At 49.9% G+C, this 16,927-nt stretch carries 16 protein-coding genes; 9 read left to right on the top strand and 7 right to left on the bottom strand.

All coding sequences use genetic code 11. From position 1 onward, the window contains the following. Together ACWA6V_RS04860 and ACWA6V_RS04865 are read left to right on the top strand one after the other, a co-directional pair. On the top strand, nucleotides 1-211 hold a 211-nt coding region (locus ACWA6V_RS04860), incomplete at its 5' end, for a glycosyl hydrolase family 18 protein (RefSeq protein ID WP_449521429.1). Nucleotides 212-324: 113 nt separating this feature from the next. After that, complete coding sequence (locus ACWA6V_RS04865; RefSeq protein ID WP_449521430.1) at nucleotides 325-1,698, top strand: GGDEF domain-containing protein; 1,374 nt, start codon at nucleotides 325-327, stop codon at nucleotides 1,696-1,698. On the opposite strand, the gene ACWA6V_RS04870 is transcribed toward ACWA6V_RS04865, so the two are convergent. After that, a complete protein-coding gene (locus tag ACWA6V_RS04870; protein WP_449521431.1) occupies nucleotides 1,681-2,523 on the bottom strand; it encodes a TatD family hydrolase in 843 nt (280 codons plus the stop codon). The two genes, ACWA6V_RS04865 and ACWA6V_RS04870, sit on opposite strands and share 18 nt — an antisense overlap. Nucleotides 2,524-2,720: 197 nt before the next feature. Here ACWA6V_RS04870 and ACWA6V_RS04875 point away from each other — a divergent pair, with 197 nt between their 5' ends. The 4 genes from ACWA6V_RS04875 (at nucleotide 2,721) to ACWA6V_RS04890 (ending at nucleotide 7,717) form a co-directional block, all read left to right on the top strand. Continuing rightward, the gene (locus ACWA6V_RS04875) at nucleotides 2,721-3,698 is read left to right on the top strand and encodes a GGDEF domain-containing protein (protein WP_449521432.1); all 978 of its coding nucleotides are present in this window, start codon (nucleotides 2,721-2,723) and stop codon (nucleotides 3,696-3,698) included. A gap of 109 nt (nucleotides 3,699-3,807) precedes the next feature. Beyond that, a complete protein-coding gene (locus ACWA6V_RS04880) occupies nucleotides 3,808-4,722 on the top strand; it encodes an AAA family ATPase (protein WP_449521433.1) in 915 nt (304 codons plus the stop codon). 3 nt (nucleotides 4,723-4,725) lie between these two features. Then, nucleotides 4,726-5,715, top strand: a complete 990-nt coding sequence (locus ACWA6V_RS04885; protein WP_449521434.1) for a DUF58 domain-containing protein — start codon at nucleotides 4,726-4,728, stop codon at nucleotides 5,713-5,715. Next, nucleotides 5,705-7,717: a transglutaminase TgpA family protein gene (locus ACWA6V_RS04890; protein WP_449521435.1), complete on the top strand. Its 2,013-nt coding sequence runs from the start codon at nucleotides 5,705-5,707 to the stop codon at nucleotides 7,715-7,717. The genes ACWA6V_RS04885 and ACWA6V_RS04890 overlap by 11 nt, the downstream gene beginning before the upstream one ends. A 102-nt stretch (nucleotides 7,718-7,819) precedes the next feature. On the opposite strand, the gene ACWA6V_RS04895 is transcribed toward ACWA6V_RS04890, so the two are convergent. Next, nucleotides 7,820-8,434, bottom strand: a complete 615-nt coding sequence (locus ACWA6V_RS04895; protein WP_449521436.1) for a hypothetical protein — start codon at nucleotides 8,432-8,434, stop codon at nucleotides 7,820-7,822. A gap of 284 nt (nucleotides 8,435-8,718) precedes the next feature. Here ACWA6V_RS04895 and ACWA6V_RS04900 point away from each other — a divergent pair, with 284 nt between their 5' ends. Both ACWA6V_RS04900 and ACWA6V_RS04905 read left to right on the top strand, forming a co-directional pair. Then, nucleotides 8,719-9,276 carry an RNA polymerase sigma factor gene (locus tag ACWA6V_RS04900; protein ID WP_449521437.1) on the top strand — a complete coding sequence of 186 codons (558 nt, stop codon included), beginning with the start codon at nucleotides 8,719-8,721 and terminating at the stop codon, nucleotides 9,274-9,276. Then, nucleotides 9,273-11,483 (top strand): YfbK domain-containing protein, encoded by a 2,211-nt coding sequence (locus ACWA6V_RS04905; protein ID WP_449521438.1) that lies wholly within the window; start codon nucleotides 9,273-9,275, stop codon nucleotides 11,481-11,483. Before ACWA6V_RS04900 ends, ACWA6V_RS04905 begins: the two co-directional genes overlap by 4 nt. Nucleotides 11,484-11,522: 39 nt before the next feature. On the opposite strand, the gene ACWA6V_RS04910 is transcribed toward ACWA6V_RS04905, so the two are convergent. The 5 genes from ACWA6V_RS04910 to motA all read right to left on the bottom strand — a co-directional run bounded on the left by ACWA6V_RS04910 (nucleotide 11,523) and on the right by motA (nucleotide 16,224). Further along, nucleotides 11,523-11,969, bottom strand: coding sequence for a hypothetical protein (locus tag ACWA6V_RS04910; RefSeq protein ID WP_449521439.1), 447 nt, complete (start codon nucleotides 11,967-11,969; stop codon nucleotides 11,523-11,525). After that, nucleotides 11,969-13,627 carry an NINE protein gene (locus ACWA6V_RS04915; protein WP_449521440.1) on the bottom strand — a complete coding sequence of 553 codons (1,659 nt, stop codon included), beginning with the start codon at nucleotides 13,625-13,627 and terminating at the stop codon, nucleotides 11,969-11,971. Before ACWA6V_RS04915 ends, ACWA6V_RS04910 begins: the two co-directional genes overlap by 1 nt. A gap of 67 nt (nucleotides 13,628-13,694) precedes the next feature. Continuing rightward, nucleotides 13,695-14,207 carry a DUF1993 domain-containing protein gene (locus ACWA6V_RS04920; protein ID WP_449521441.1) on the bottom strand — a complete coding sequence of 171 codons (513 nt, stop codon included), beginning with the start codon at nucleotides 14,205-14,207 and terminating at the stop codon, nucleotides 13,695-13,697. 158 nt (nucleotides 14,208-14,365) lie between these two features. Then, nucleotides 14,366-15,358, bottom strand: a complete 993-nt coding sequence (gene motB, locus ACWA6V_RS04925; protein ID WP_449521442.1) for a flagellar motor protein MotB — start codon at nucleotides 15,356-15,358, stop codon at nucleotides 14,366-14,368. A gap of 11 nt (nucleotides 15,359-15,369) precedes the next feature. Beyond that, on the bottom strand, nucleotides 15,370-16,224 hold the full coding sequence (motA, locus tag ACWA6V_RS04930) for a flagellar motor stator protein MotA (RefSeq protein ID WP_449521443.1): 855 nt from the start codon (nucleotides 16,222-16,224) through the stop codon (nucleotides 15,370-15,372). A gap of 275 nt (nucleotides 16,225-16,499) precedes the next feature. Here motA and ACWA6V_RS04935 point away from each other — a divergent pair, with 275 nt between their 5' ends. Next, on the top strand, nucleotides 16,500-16,811 hold the full coding sequence (locus ACWA6V_RS04935; protein ID WP_449521444.1) for a DUF1244 domain-containing protein: 312 nt from the start codon (nucleotides 16,500-16,502) through the stop codon (nucleotides 16,809-16,811). Nucleotides 16,812-16,927 lie beyond the last annotated feature (116 nt).

Below are 16,927 nucleotides of genomic sequence, written 5' to 3' on the forward strand. Positions count from 1 at the left end.
CTGGGACGATATCGCCAAAGCACCCAGTTTTTACAGTCCCAGCAAAAAAATATTTGCCACTTTTGACGATACGCGCTCACTCGCCGAAAAAACACGCTATGTCCAACAACACAAACTGGGCGGCATGATGTTTTGGCAATTACCGCACGATACCGATAAAGACGGATTACTGGATACCATTTATAAAAACCTGGCCGATACAGTCAAATAAACTTTAAGCATGCGGTTTTACTGCAAACTTTTGTATGAGTTTGCAGTAAAACTCCACCAAAAGTTATAAGCGGAAGAAGAGTTACACAAGCTGCTGTCAGCCGAGCAAAATTTGTGTTTTACTTACAAAAATTAACGCACTCAACCACACCTATCATGACTATCCAGCACGATATTTTAAAAGCAAGGTTGCTTGGATTACTCATTGTTATCACTCTGCTAGCTCTCGCCTTTCAGGCCTATGGCCCGGAAAAAGTATTGGTGCTCGGGCAAGAATCAGACTTATTCATTGATTCTATCGATGATCGCGGCAACGGCGGAAAATCCATCTCAACACTGCAGCGTGATGGGGAAAAATTTATTCTCAATTGCGAAATTATCGCCTCTGATTATCAATGGCCTTATTGTGAAATCAGTTTTAGTCTTTCGGATAAAAATGGCAAAGGCAGGGATTTAAGCAACTACGAACAAGTTAAACTCTGGGCAAAATACTCCACACCACAAACATTCGGTGTCCGCTTTCAGTTAATTAATTTTAATCCGGCGTATTCACGCCAGGAAGACACCAACTCACTCAAATATAACGCTATTGAATTATTTGATACGCACACGCGCTATCCACAAGTGATCAATATGAGGCATATGCAAGTACCCACCTGGTGGCTCAGCCAAGGGAAAATTCCACCTGAGTATTGGGGGCCAGAATTTAATGAAGTGCGCGGCGTGCAAGTATCAACAGGCGAACACGTGAAACCCGGCAAGTACCAGATGATTATCGAGCGCGTTGAGATCAGCGGAAAATACATCCATGACCGCACATTATATTTAATCCTCTTGAGCCTATGGACATTAACGGCGCTGGCGTTTTTTATCAGTACACTGAAGAAAGCAAAAACTGAACTGCAGACTAATAAACATCGTCAGCAACAATTGGAAGACCTTAATCGGTTACTCAATCAGGAGCACCAGCAACTGGAGGAGCGATTAACACGTGACCCCTTGACCGGTGTATTAAACCGCGATGGCTTGGCGCCCGTGTTTAACCAGAGCTGGAGTACTGATGCAACCCATTTGCTATCGCTGATTTTTATTGATATCGATCACTTTAAAAAAATCAACGATACCTATGGCCATAATATTGGCGACCAGGTCTTGCTGGCATTTGCGCAAGTGTTGAGTGCAAATACCCGCACACACGATTTACTCGCGCGCTGGGGTGGTGAAGAGTTTGTACTGGCCTGCCCGGATACCACATTGGAAAATGCCTGCGGTCTGGCAGAAAAATTGCGCCTCTGTATTGAAGAAAATGATTGGCCCAAAGCATTGCATGTCACAGCCAGTTTTGGCGTTGCGCAAATATTAGCGCAAGAATCACCGACCGATTTTATTGCGCGTGCAGATAAAGCGCTCTATGTCGCCAAAGCACAGGGGCGCAATTGTGTACGCTCCTCTACCCAAGCCCCAGCGATATTAACTGCGGTGAAATAAACGCATGGTATTGCAGCAGGTGACCGCGGCAATCTCATCCACAGCTATATCGCGCAAATCCGCGAGCACTTGCGCTATCTGTGGAATATATTCCGGGCTATTGCGCTGCCCCTGCTTGCCGTACAGCGGCATGTCCGGAGCATCTGTCTCCAACACTAAACACTCCAGCGGAATTTTTGCAGCAGCAGCGCGGGTTTTTTGCGCGCGCTCATAAGTGATAGTACCGCCGATGCCGAGATAAAAACCCAAGTCCACATACTGCCGCGCCACTTCATAACTGCCGCTAAACGCATGGATCACACCACCCACTTCCGCTTTATTTTTCTTGAGCAAGGCAATCAATTCATTGTGTGCCCGAACGCAGTGAATAATCAGCGGCTTGCGCAGCTGGTTGGCAACATCAATGTGAATTGTGAGCAGCTGCTGTTGCAATTCAAACGAGGTGGCGATCATCTTATCCAGACCACACTCGCCCACGGCGACACAGCGCGCGGCACACACTTTTGTAGAGAGATTAAATTCTTGCTGGATGAGTGCTGCTATTTTTTCTCGCACAGAGTTGTCCAGCAGATTATTGGTATCGACTTGGAACCAGGGCTGCCGTTCGATCCAATGCGGATGAATACCTGCCGCATAACATAATCCAGCATATTGCAAACATAACTGCGCGGCGGTTTGCCACTGATCTGGTGTGACCCCGGGTATTAGCAGCTGCGTAATTCCCTGCGCATTGCAGGCTTGCCAAAGCGCAGCGCGATCAGCATTGAATTCTACAAAATCGAAATGGCAATGACTGTCAAAAAAGCGATTATCGAAACAGGACATAGTGATTCGTTTACCTATCCATTACCTGAAAACCGGCTAAAAATTAGCTTGCAGAATAGTGCAGCTAGTCCGGCAGCGCCAAATTCTTCCGCAATGAACTGGGCAAAACCGCGATTTGGCGACTATGCTGTGAGCTATAAAAAGCGGTGCTGGTTAAGCAGCGTAACAATACAAAACGGGAGAATCTGCCGGCAATTATGCTGACTGACTCAAAGAACAAGTTCCAACGCGGGATGGTGTATCTGTTTGCCATACTCGCGAGCCTGCTGATCGCGCCCTTCTGTGTGATCCGTTATCTCAATGGCGAAATCGTCAATGCGGTGGTGGACTTGGCTATTGTGGTGGTGGCGCTGAGCAGTGCTATCTATACCTATAGGCTTGGCCAGGCAACACAATTGGTCTCCAATATTACCGCCCTACTCTATTCCTCAGGTGCGGTTGCCGTTGCGCATCTCAATGAACCCATTTATGTGTTCTGGCTGTTCCCATCGCTGATTGCCAATTTCTTTCTGCTTAATGCAACAGCCGCACTCATTGCCAATGCGCTGACCATCGCCGCCGTCCTGCCTATTGCGCTATACCTTGAGACCACTACGGAAGCCTTTGCCATGGTTGCCTCGCTGCTGATGTGCGGCAGCATGGCCTACGTTTTTGCACGTCTGACCCATCAACAACAGTTACTTCTGCAAGGTTATGCCAATCAGGATGCACTCACTCAACTGGGTAATCGCCGCGCAATGGATGAAGAGATGCGCCTGAGTGTTGCAGACTGCGCGCGCAACCTAACCCCCGCGACCCTGATTATTTTGGATTTGGATTTCTTCAAAATGGTGAACGACAAATTCGGTCATACCACTGGTGACGAAGTGTTAGTTGATCTGGCCCAACTGTTGACGCGGCGCGTACGCAAAACAGATCGGGTTTTCCGCTTTGGTGGCGAAGAGTTTGTGGTGCTTGCGCGCAATACCTGCCTCGCTGATGCATTGGTGATTGCGGAACAGCTGCGCGTGCAAATTGAGATGGAAATCAATGATCCCGATGGAGCACTCACTGCGTCGTTTGGCTGCGCGCAACTACATAACGATGAGACTCCGGAAGACTGGTTTATACGCGCCGACAAAGCGGTTTACCAAGCCAAACAACAAGGGCGCAATTGCGTGGTTGCTGCGGAATAAACACCCGGCAGGGCGCGTGAACTGGCGCCAGCTTTGCGATTCTTTATCCCCGTCAAATATCCCGCTGCGCTATGCTCCCATCTGGACCAATTTATTATCAGGGTTATCCATGCAGTCACTGATCAGCAACATTATTCAGCAAGTCGACCAAATCGTTTTAGGTAAGGATCAACAGGTGCGTCTGTCCCTCGCCTGCCTGTTCGCCGAAGGCCATCTGTTAATTGAAGACCTGCCCGGAATGGGCAAAACCACCCTCGCCCACTGCCTCGCCAAAGTGCTGGGATTGAAGTTTGAGCGAGTGCAATTCACCAGCGATTTGCTGCCCGCCGATATTCTCGGCGTAGCGATTTTTGAGCGCGAGCAAGGCGTATTTAAATTTCATCCCGGCCCGGTGTTTACGCAAGTGTTGTTGGCCGATGAAATTAACCGCAGCTCACCCAAAACCCAAAGTGCGCTGTTGGAAGCAATGGAGGAAGGGCAAGTCACCATCGAAGGAAAAAGCCGCCCGCTGCCCAAACCCTTTTTTGTAATAGCGACCCAAAACCCCTTGTCGCAAAGCGGGACATTTCCGCTGCCGGAATCGCAACTCGACCGCTTTTTAATGCGCATCTCCCTCGGCTACCCCAGCCCTGCATCCGAGCGTATGTTATTCCAAGGTGTTGATCCGCGCGCGCGTATCCGCCAGCTCACCCCTATCGTCACCCATGAACAGCTTGCTGCAATCCAGGCGGCAGTACACCAGGTGAAAGCCAGCGATGCCTTGCTCGACTATGTGCAGCGGCTGGTCGCCTTTACCCGCAGCGACACCCAATTTGCCTATGGATTATCGCCCCGCGGCGCACTCGCGCTCCTGCGTGCGGCTAAGGCCTGGGCGCTGATCCACAACCGCGAATATCTGGTGCCGGAAGATGTACAGACCGTATTGCCCGCAGTAGTCGGCCACCGGGTACGCGGGCGCGGCCACAGTCAGGATTCGGAACCGCTGGTGAAACATCTGCGCGACAGCGTGAATGTGTTGGGCTAAGCCATGGCCAGCCTGATCACCTCTCTGCGTAACGCGTGGGAAACCCGCTTTTACCGCTGGATCGACCGGCGCTCCCCGCGCGCGCGTCAGGTGCAGCTCAACCGCAAAAACCTATACACCTTCCCCAACCTGACCGGCTTGTTCTACACGGCCATCACTTTTGTAATTTGGCTGCTCGGCACCAACTACCAAAACAACCTTATCCTGGGGTTGAGCTATCTGCTGGTCAGTATTTTTGTGGTCAGCATCCTCCACGCTTTTGCCAACCTCGCTGGCATCAGCATCCGTTTTGTGGGTGCGCGTCCAGCATTCGCCGGTGATCCGGCAGCCTTTGTATTGGAACTTAACTGTATCCACAAAGCAGGTTGTGACAATCTGGAACTGCGCTGGCCGGGAGGAGAAACCCAGGTCATCACCCTCAATCCCAATGAGCCGCAGCAGGTGATAGTGCGGGCACTGAGTGAGCGGCGCGGCTATTTGCGGCCGGGGCGATTGCTGGTGCAGAGCCGCTTTCCGCTCGGGATTATTCGCTGCTGGACCTGGCTAAACCTGGACGCCAGCGCACTTATCTACCCCGCGCCCATCTTCACCGATGAACCCCATGCCCAAGCGAGCAACGGCCGCGAAGAAGGCGGTACTAGCCAGCGCGGCGGTGATGACTTTAGCGGCCTGCGCGATTACCAAGCAGGCGACCCCATCAAACACATCGCCTGGAAGCAATTTGCGCAAGACAAAGGTCTGTTTACCAAAGAATACGAAGCCTACCTCTCGGCCGAAAAATGGCTCGATTGGGACAGCTTGAACCATCCGCAAGAACTGCGGCTGTCCGGCCTGTGTTACTGGGCACTGGACTACGAACGGCGGCAGATTCCCTACGGCCTGCGCCTGCCCGGTCTCAACCTTGCACCGGCGCTAGGTGAACATCACCAACAAGCGGTATTGACTGCACTGGCCGAATTTAATCTTCCACGCGAGGCTAAATATGCTCGCTAAGCGATGGCGCTCTCGCGTCACCCCAAACAGCAAAGCACCCAAACAAGCGGAGTATCTGGCGCGCGATAAACTGGCTTGGCTGCTGGTCATGCAAGCCATGCTGATTCTGCCCCTGTTACTCAACTTGCCCTTCTGGCTCTGGCTGGTGTGGGCGATTACAGCTTTCTGGCGCACGCAGATGTTTCGCGGCCGCTGGGGCACGCCCGGCAGTCTGGTCAAAACCCTGCTGGCACTGATCTGTGCAGGCGGTTTGTTCGCCAGCTATGCCGGTAAAACCGGCACTGAAACCATGGTGGGTTTGCTGGTATGCGCCTTTTCGCTCAAGCTGCTGGAAGTGAATTCCGCGCGCGACGCACAACTGCTGGTGTTTATCGGGTTTATTATCACCGCCACCCAATTCCTGTTTAACCAAACCCCGCAGGCCGCCGCTTACGCGCTCCTATGTGTGGTGTTATTGCTCGCGAGTTGGCGCTCGCTCTACCTCACCCACGTGCAATCCACCGGTCTGCGCTTCAAACGCGGCGCGATGATTTTGCTGCATGCACTGCCGATCATGCTGGTGATGTTTGTGGTGATTCCACGGCTCGGTCCACTCTGGGCAATCCCTAACCAGCAAGCAGCCAAAACCGGATTTAGCGATAGCCTCTCGCCCGGCGATTTAGGCAACCTCGCCCTCGACCGCTCACCTGCTTTCCGGGTTGAATTTACCAGCCAACCGCCCGCCGCCAACCAACTCTATTGGCGCGGCTTGGTATTGGATACTTTTGATGGCCGCACCTGGCGCATGCGCGACACTTGGGGCGTACAACCGCGCAATCCGGTTGAAGATAAGGGCATCAAGCGCGAACCGATCGACTACAGCATTATCGTGGAGCCCCATGGCCAACCCTGGCTATTCAGTTTGATGACCCCGCAACGGGTAGAAAACACCAGCAACAGCATCCGTATCACTGCTGACTCGCTATTGCTGAACCGCATCCCGGTCGCCCAGCGGATGCGCTATCAGGTCAGCTCGGCACTGCAAATTGAATGGCCGGAACCGCCCCAGCTCAACAAGCTGCAATATGACAACTACACCCGCCTGCCGCGCGGCAGCAATCCGCAAACCCGCGCGCTGGCTGAAAGCTGGCGCAGCCAAAACCTGGGCGATACACAAATCATCGCCCAGGCGCTGGCACTGTTTAACCGCGAATTTACCTACACCTTGCAACCCCCACTGCTCGGCCAACATTCTGTTGATGAGTTTTTACTGGCGACCAAACGCGGCTTCTGCGAACACTTCTCCAGCAGCTTTGCATTTTTGTTGCGCGCGGCAGGCATACCGGCGCGAGTGGTTGTGGGTTATCAAGGTGGACGTTGGAATCCGGTGGAGAACTACCTGTTGGTCAGCCAATCCGATGCCCACGCCTGGACGGAAGTCTGGATTGAGGGCAAAGGCTGGCAAATGATCGACCCCACTGCCGCCGTTGCGCCCAACCGCATCGAACAGGGCATGAACGAGGCTCTGGGCGAAAGCGATCAGCAACTAGTCGCCAACGCCTGGCGATCCTCGAAATTGCTGTACAACCTGCAGCTGCGCTGGGACGCCGCCACCTATACCTGGCAGCGCTGGGTGTTGAATTACGATAGCGAAGCGCAAGAGGGATTATTGTCGCGCCTGTTGGGTGGTACAGAAACCTGGCGCATCACCCTCTGGCTGATTGGCTTGGGCTTGGTCGGAGCGGGGCTGTTTGCCTGGGCGCTATTACGCAATCAAAAGGGCGCGCTATTGCGTCCGGAAACACAAGCAGTCAAAAAGCTGGAACAGAAACTGGCACAGCTCGGCTACCGGCGTAAAACCGGTGAAACCCTCGGTGATTTTATCCACCGGGTGCTCTACAGCGAACCGCAACTGAAAAATGGCTTAACCCATATCGCGCATTTATTTGAACAGGTGGCTTATCAAAATCGCCCTGAACAATTGCCGCAACTGCAGCAGGCGGTCAAACAATTTCCGCACTAATCATCATTTTGCAGTAAACAAGATCGCCAAAACACAAAACCCCAAGGCTCGCTAGAGCAAACCTTGGGGTTTTGAATTCAGAGGGATTTATTTAGCAGATTATCACGCGTGATTTTTTCTTCTGATCAATATCAAACCGGCAAGACCAATCAGCAGCATCACCAATGGATTGGACTCCACTACACTCACTTTCGCAGTGACGACAACATCATCTAAAAAGTTGCCTAAAGTGCCAGTGTCATAAGTAGTAAACGTAATGGTACTCACTGCGCTGCTGGCAACGAAGCTACCTGTATACTGCTTCCAACTACCCACTACATGGTCATTCAGCACTGCTGCAAGGCTGCCAACGCTAAATGAAAACTGCTCATTGGAGTTGACGCGCGCGCTGTAGAAGAACGACACATCATAAGTTTGGCCAACCACAGTGGCAAAGTTTTGGAAGATCGAGAACACCGAACCATCAAACGGATGTGCATTCAACTCTGCATGCTGGGTACCTTCGGGAGCAACCACACCGCCAAAGCTATCCCAAATTTCAATATTGTCCCCATCCCAACCGTTGACACTGGCAGATGAAAAATAGGCCCAGTTACCCGCAGCCACATTATTGTCTTCAAAACCACCATTCACGATAAGATTGGCATTTGCGCTTACCGCACATAAAAAACCTGCCAGTATTGCCAAGCAGCGGCCATAAATAATTTTATTCAACATGATGATGTCCTTTAAAACGCATTAATTGGTGAAGGAGTGCGCAACGCCCTATTCTTGACCCTATGGCACCTAAATTAGCAATTTATGCACCAAAAAAATAATCGTCATGTAAATCAGTATTTTAATGATAACCGCATCACAACAAATTCAATAATGTGTAAGTAAAACCGACACATATTACTAATAGCCAAGGATATCGCGGATTAAAACGTCCAATTACTGACGCCGCATTGACCGGGCAATATTCAATATAAAGTGGACTGGAACCCTAATGGAAAGACCCCATGAGCAATCCTGACCAAGCCGGGTTGATCCGCGTAGCGCAAGGCGGAGACGGCGCAGCCTTTGGACGATTGCTGGCCAACAATTACGACAGCATTTACCGCTTTGCCTACCGCTGGTGCGGCAACCGCACCGATGCCGAAGACATTACCCAGCAGGCCTGTATCAAGCTCGCGCAGAGCATCGGCCAATTCCGCTTTGAGGCGGCCTTTAGCAGTTGGTTGTACCGATTAGTTATCAATTGCGCCAAGGATTGGTACAAAAGCCAGAACCGCCACCAGCACGACAACATCGACGATTGGATAGAACCGGAGCGAACGCCCGACCAAACCGCCGAGAACCGTATTTATCTACAGCAGCTGTTGCACTTGCTCGACCAAATGGCCGAAGGTTTTAAAGAAACAGCACTGCTGGTACACGGTGAAGGCCTGAGCCATGCCGAGGCTGCCGCGATACTGCAAGTGAAAGAATCCACTGTCTCCTGGCGGCTCCACGAAATTCGCAAACAACTTCAGCTTCTGCAACAACAACCCGATGGAAGCTGGGAGCCTTCACTATGAAGAACGAAGATATGAACGAACAGGAACTGGAACAACTGCTGCAACAGCAGCCACCCAAGCCGGATGCCGATGCCAAAGCGCGTCATATGGCTGCCGCTATGGCCGTATTCGCTGCACAGCAAAGCACAGAGTCTACTGGCGAAAAACCGGCGGAAGATGGATCGGCAATTCCCCAAACAGACATTGAAGAAAAAAAATCCAATATTCTCCAAGGATTTTTGCAGCGCCTGCGTCTTACCCGTGATACCAACCATCACGGGACTAAAACCATGCATACCCCAACATTTGAACAACGCCCCTTCTGGCAAAAACCAGCGCTTATTTCCGGGATTGCCGCTTCCAGCCTTGCTGTGCTTGCGGGCTTAACCTTTATGCAGCACTTGATGATCAACTCCGATCAACAGGAATTGGCCGCGCGTATTGCCGAGCAATCACTCAATAAAAGTGTGCCCTTAAACGTGCAAGAACCAGCGAAGGGCATTATTAGTGAAGATAAAAAAATTCTTGCAGAACCTGCGGTTGAAGAAGTGGTAGTGACCGGCCTTCAGGACAGCATGCAGCAGGCGGTAGATACAAAGCGTAAAGCAGAAGCGATGGTAGATACTATTTCAGCAGAAGATATCGGCCAAATGCCTGCTGCCAAGATGTCAGCACCATTGCAACGCATGGAAAAAAGCGAAGCCAAAGTGGCGATTGTTGCTGCCCCACCAATGGTAGCAATGAATGCCGCAGCACCAGCCTTGCAGCGAGCAGCTGGGATCGAGGTGCAGCCCCAACCACCGCAAGAATTCCGCGACCGCTTTGAAGATTTCAACGAGAACAGTGTAATTGCCGCGAGCGAAAATCCTGTCTCTACTTTTTCTATCGATGTAGATACCGCCTCTTATAGTTTTGTACGACGCATGCTCAACAATGGCCAGTTACCAGAGAAGGATGCTGTACGCAGCGAAGAGCTGATTAACTATTTTGATTACGCCTACCCTGTGCCCAAAGAGCGCAAAACACCCTTCGCAACTTATACCAGCGTGATGGATTCACCCTGGAAGGCGGGCAACAAATTAATCCATATCGGCATTCAGGGTTATCAATTAGCAGCAAGTGAAATTCCGCAATCCAATCTGGTGTTTTTATTGGATGTATCCGGCTCTATGGATGAACCCAGCAAATTGCCGCTGGTAAAACAATCCATGAGTTTATTGCTAGACACCCTCAAGCCCGACGACACCATTTCGATTGTGGTTTACGCCGGTGCCGCAGGTACTGTGCTGGAGCCAACCAAAGCAAAAGAGAAAAATAAAATCCTCGCTGCATTAAATAATTTGCAAGCCGGTGGTAGCACTGCCGGTGCCGAAGGCATCGCGCTCGCCTATCAATTGGCGGAAGCGAATTTTAATTCCAAAGGTGTCAACCGCATCATCCTCGCCACCGATGGTGATTTTAATGTCGGCCAAACTGGCGATGAACAATTGCAAGATTTTGTGGAGCGCAAACGCGACAAAGGGATTTATTTATCGGTACTCGGTTTCGGCCAAGGCAATTATCAAGATGAAATGATGCAAACCCTGGCGCAAAACGGCAACGGCACCGCCGCTTATATCGACACACTCAGCGAAGCGCAAAAAGTGTTGGTGACAGAAGCCACCTCCAATTTATTCCCGATTGCCAAGGATGTAAAAATCCAGGTGGAATTTAACCCCAACACCGTTAAGGAGTATCGTCTGATAGGCTACGAAACCCGCGCACTCAACCGCGAAGATTTTAGCAACGATAAAGTGGATGCCGGTGAAATTGGTGCAGGCCAACGTGTGACTGCAATTTATGAGATCACCCCGGTCGGGGCAGGAAGTGGACTATTGGAAGAAAGCCGCTACCAGAAAGAAAACAAACCTGATACTGGTAAAAATAGCGAATATGCTTTCTTGCGCTTGCGCTATAAATTACCGAGCGAAACAAAATCCAATTTGATCGAGACCCCCATCGCCACCGCAGGCAAAGTGAAGATTAACGCTGAATACCAACAAGAAGTGAACTTCTCTATCGCTGTCGCCGGATTTGCGCAACTATTAAAAGGAAGTAACTATGCCGGTGATTTTACTTACGACAAAGTGATTGAATTGGCGCAAGCCAATAAAGGCAAAGATGAATTTGGTTATCGCACTGAGTTTGTGCAGATGGTAAGAAAGGCGAAGATTGCGAAAGAGATGTAGTTTGGAAACCACCTGAGGCTCCCATTAGGGAGCCATTCGTTATTTATCCCAAATTTCCTGTGATTGATATGCATATTTATACAAACCAAAATACTGAAAAAACAACATCAACCCCAAACAAACCAAGGTTATGCCGATAAATATGTACACTGCTATCTCATTTTCAGAAAATACAGACCAGTCCTGACTCACTAAGGTATAAATATCCCATCCAATAGCGACAGGAATAAAAAATCGCCAAAACCGTATCGTGAATATTTTTTTATTGTATGAAAAACCAAACAGCCCTGTCCCTATCAGACTATAAACAATCACTTCGCCTAACTTATCAATATTACTGGATTCAACATCAGCAATAACGGACCAAAACGATAAGCACGCCAAGGGCACAAATATCCAAAAAAATACCTTCCACCCGGTTTTCTTGCGCAGCGGAAGAACATCATTCTCCAGAACCGCTTGCGGCACTTCATAGGGGTTAGTCATTATTGGCTAACTCCCGCATGCACCATAAAACTCTCACTCACCTTTTTCAGTAAGGTGCGATTTTTTTCAAAGCGGGAGTCCATAGTCCAGGCATAAATAAGGTAAAAATTCGAATCGTCTTCCAAGCCCGTTAATAGATAGGTCACCTTTAGGCGATTTACTGAAGCAGCTATCACCTGCTGCCGTGCGGAAAGGCCTTTTATATTGAGCGATTGAACGGTGCTAATTTCGCGAAAATTTTCTGCTGATGATTCCGTATTTTTTACCACTAATTGCAAATAATCATCCAATGTTACTGAGGATTCAAAATCAGTTTTTGATTCGCGAATAACAATGGCATAAACCTCATCAAACGTATTGGCAACACCAAGGATCGCTTCTTCATTCAATTTGCGATTACCTTTCCAATCACTCGGCACCATCAAGGATATGGTTTTATCATCGCTATACATGCGTGCACTCAATGACGTTTTATCGGCACCCTGAGATCGCGAAGCCTCAACTGCGCCACTACCACCACGACACTCTGGCATGCGATATTTATCACTCATTGAACCATCAAGGCATGTCCAGACTACATCGCCCCCGTCTATTACTGGAGTCCAAATAATCGTGTTGGTGCCATTCTGTAATAAATGCGGGATGCGAAAACTGACAATCATTTTTGCATCTTCACTTAACTCAATCGACGTAACAAATTCATTGCTGATAGTTTCTGGCAACCCCGCCAACACATTTTCACTCGGTAAAAAATCTTTTTGTTTAATAACGGCAGCGACTTTTTCCCGGGTTTCATTAATCAACGGTAGCGCAGCCTGCACTTTACTGCGCGTGGTGTAATCCTGATAGGCGGGCAAAGCGATGGCGGCAAGAATGCCAATAATGGCTACCATCAAAATAGCCCCCACAACCAGCACAACTGCCATACCGGCACCACGTGCGGGCACCTGCCCGTATTTTTGGTTCCAACGCTCATTGGGCGTAAACCAAAATACAAAAGCTTCAATGAGCGAAACAATACTGGGAATCAATGTGCCCCAGAACAGCAGATAAAAAATGCCCCACCACTGCCCCAAATAAAAACGGTGCACACCTAAACCGCCGAGGAAAAATGCGAGCACACCCGCAGTCGCTTTTTCTTTGCGATGTAACTGAACTTGTGGGGCGCGGCAGTACGGGCACTGTGCCAAACCAGGGGCGATGCCCCGCCCACACTTATAGCAAAAATAATCCGTGGACTCGCTGTTGGTAGTGGGAGCACTGTAAGGCGATTGATAGTGAGAGTTGCCGTGTGGAATGTTATCTGCCGCAGGCGCCTGATCATCGACTGCAGGTGTGAGCGCGGTAGGTTCAATAGGCGCAACACTCAGAGGCGCGCGTGCGGCTACCGGGCTCAATGCTTCACTTGGAAATAATTGCTCACCGTGGGTTACCAATTCACATTGGCCACCGGCTTTTTTGATTGCGCTTTGGTACTTCGCTGCGGTTGCCGCATCGACATCGGCTTTGAGCAAACTACGCGGTCTGCGCAACATTTTTTCAATGACCGGAACATCTTTTTTGAAAGTGGTGGCGAGATTTCGCACCAGAGTTGGCCTATCTACACCCGATTGCGGTTCACCGAGCAAATAAATATCCAGTCGAGCTTCAGCCATCATTACGCATCCTTTTATAAGACCCGCACGCTGCTCGCACAGCGCACGAGTTGATTATTGATGCGCCATATTAGCTTTTGTAAGGCATGCTTCCAAGATAATCCTTCTTGCCCACATCAACACCGTTGTGGCGCAGGATCGCGTAAGCAGTAGTAACATGGAAATAAATATTCGGGATCGCATGCTGGATCGCAAACTCGGTACCGGTGAGATATTTGCCTTCCCAGCGTGGCTGGCTGATATGGCGCTCGGCGGCACCGGCAAAATCCTCGGGTTTAAAACCGGCTAAATAATCCAGCACTGCCTGGATGCGCGCCTTCAACTCTGGCAAGGTGGTTTCGGTATCAGCGTGGACAGGGGCTGATTCAACTTTGCCCGTCAGACGCGCGACGCCCAACTTGGCCGTATCGCAAGCGATTTGTACCTGGCGAATCAGATTGAATTGATCAGGGGCGAGGCGCGAATTCAACAGCACAGATACATCAAATTTTTTCGCTTCGGCATAGGCAGCTCCCTTATCGAGAATTGCGTTAAGGTTATTGAGGGCCTTGCTGAATTGCACAACAGTAAGTTCGTAAAACATGGAATTCTCCTAATGGGATTAAACTAAGCAGCCATAAACTGCCCGGCGAGGAATTTGGAACTCTACCCATGTGGGGACAAATACGCGCGATTCAACCACCATAAAAAATCCCGCAGCAAGTGCGGGATTTAAAAGGATAAAATTCCAACTAGATTATGTTACTGCGCGTTAGCTGCATCGATGGCGTCATCCACTTCTCCGGGTGAAAGGATTTTCGGTCCAGAAGGCGCAGGAGGTTTGGTGAAGGTGTCGCTGCTTTTCATCAACTGGCTGCTATCGATTCCCACGCCACTACCCAATGCATCGGCGACAGCTTTTTTCAAGACAATAATCGCGATACGACGATTGATCGGTTCACCGGGCTTATCGACAACCAAGGGCGCAGCAGAACCCATGCCTTGCACAGTAGCCACCTTTCCTTCCGGATAACTGCCCTCCAGAAGTGCCCGCCGCGCCGCGTTTGCACGGTCGGCAGATAGTTCCCAGTTGGTATAAGTCGCGCCTACTCCATAGGGTGTAGCATCGGTATGGCCGGTGACGCTGATCTTGTTTTGCACTTTATCCAGAATCGGTGCCAGTGCATGCAACACATCGGACGACCACTGTTGCAAATTGGCACTGCCGACATCAAACATGGGGCGCTGGTCTTTATCAACAATCTGAATACGCAAACCCAGCGCAGTAAAATCAATCAGGATTTGATCCTTGATTTGCTGGAAGACGGAATCAAGCGCATTGATTTCTGTCTCCAATTGTTTTTTCAACTCCTCCAATTGTTGCGTTTCGATACGCTCCAACTCTTTTTGCAATTCCTCTTCCGTCAGATCTTTAGTAGATTCCTGATCATTCGCAGTTTCGTCATTGGGATCATCTGACTGGGTTTGCTCAAGGGGCTTGTCCTGAGTGATCAATCCTAAGTCTGCACCACCTTCGCCGACGACGTACTTGCTGCCGGGATCTTGAAAGTGTGCCGCAATCGCCTTTTGCTCCTCACTGGATGTGCTCCCCAACAGCCACATCAAGAGGAAGAACGCCATAAGCGCGGTCATAAAATCAGCAAGTGCCACTTTCCAGGAGCCGCCATGGTGGCCATGGCCATGCCCCTTTTTCTTTTTGATAATAATCGGTTGCTGATTCGCGCCCTTTTCCATCGAAAGCTACCTTATTTCTTAGCGCGATATTGTTCTTCCAACTCTTTAAAGCTTGGGCGAACACTGTGAAACAGCACCTTGCGACCAAATTCGACCGCAACTTGAGGCGGCACACCGTTCATGGATGCAACCAAAACCGCTTTAATGCATTCGTAAGCACGCGATTCATCGCGGTTTTTTCCGCCCAGATAAGATGCGAAAGGTGCAATAAAGCCATAAGCAAATAGAATCCCGAGCAGGGTTCCCACCAACGCTGCCGCTACCGCCGCACCGATTTCGCCCGGTGGCCCACCAATTTTACCCATGGTAATAATCACCCCGAGCACCGCAGCAACAATACCGAAACCCGGCAAACCATCTGCCGCATTTTGTATCGCGCCTGGAACGACTGCTGATTCTTGATGATGGCCATCCAACTCCTGCTCCATCAGCGATTCAAGCTCATGGGGCGCCATATTGCCTGCCACCATAATGCGCAGGTAATCGCAAATAAATTCCACTATGTGATGGTCTTTCAAAATCGCAGGATAGTTAGCGAAGAGCGGACTGCTCTCCGGCTCTTCAATATCACCCTCAATCGCCATAAGCCCTTCACGACGGGTTTTATTGAGGATGTCGTACAGCAGGGTCAAGATTTCCAGATAAAAGGTTTTATTAAACTTGGACGGGGTCATCAGTGCCCCGGCCGATTTGATAACACCCATAGTGACCGAGAGCGGGTTGCCAATCACCATCGCACCGAAGGAGGCGCCGCAGATAATCAACACCTCAATGGGCGACATCAAGGCCATGGGGTTACCACCATGGATGGCAAAACCACCAATTACACAGCCCAGGACGATAATAATCCCTAGAATTATATTCACGCACTTACCCCCAACATAAAAACGGCACCAAGGTAGCGACGGCCCTGACACAGAAACAGGTTTGCATTAATTCGGCAAAAAGATAGCGGCAAAAACGCTTAAATAACAAACACGATAAATGCGGCAACGCGAACGACACGGATTGAGTATAGGCAGGTTGATTTGAGGTTCAAGCAACGCCGATGAATTAGCTGCAATTGACCTGCCACTGACGATCACCCACACTGGCGCACGCTACTTAATCGGCCACTAATCCAGAAGCTAAAGGTTAACTTATGAAAATTGATGAACTATCGCCCGCCAACCAACAAGCATTGGAAGCTGCTGCGTTTCGCCGTTTGCTGGAGCATTTGGACAGCCGCAAGGATGTGCAAAATATTGACCTGATGAATCTTGCGGGTTTCTGCCGCAATTGCTTGAGCAAATGGTATGTAGCGGCGGCCAAGGCAGAGAATATCGAACTGGATTATGAAGATGCGCGCACGCGTATTTACGGTATGCCTTACGCTGAATGGAAAGAAAAATACCAGACTGATGCTAACCCTGCACAGTTACAACAATTTCAACAAACACAGCATGACAAATAACAAGCGACGGGAAAAATAAAACCATAGTTAAAATTTAACCTGCGCTTTATCAACTGAAGCCTCAATTTCAATTGCACCTTTGGCGAGCAAGAGATTGAGGTTTTTATCAACAGCAG

The sequence above is a fragment of the Cellvibrio sp. genome (assembly GCF_053579595.1).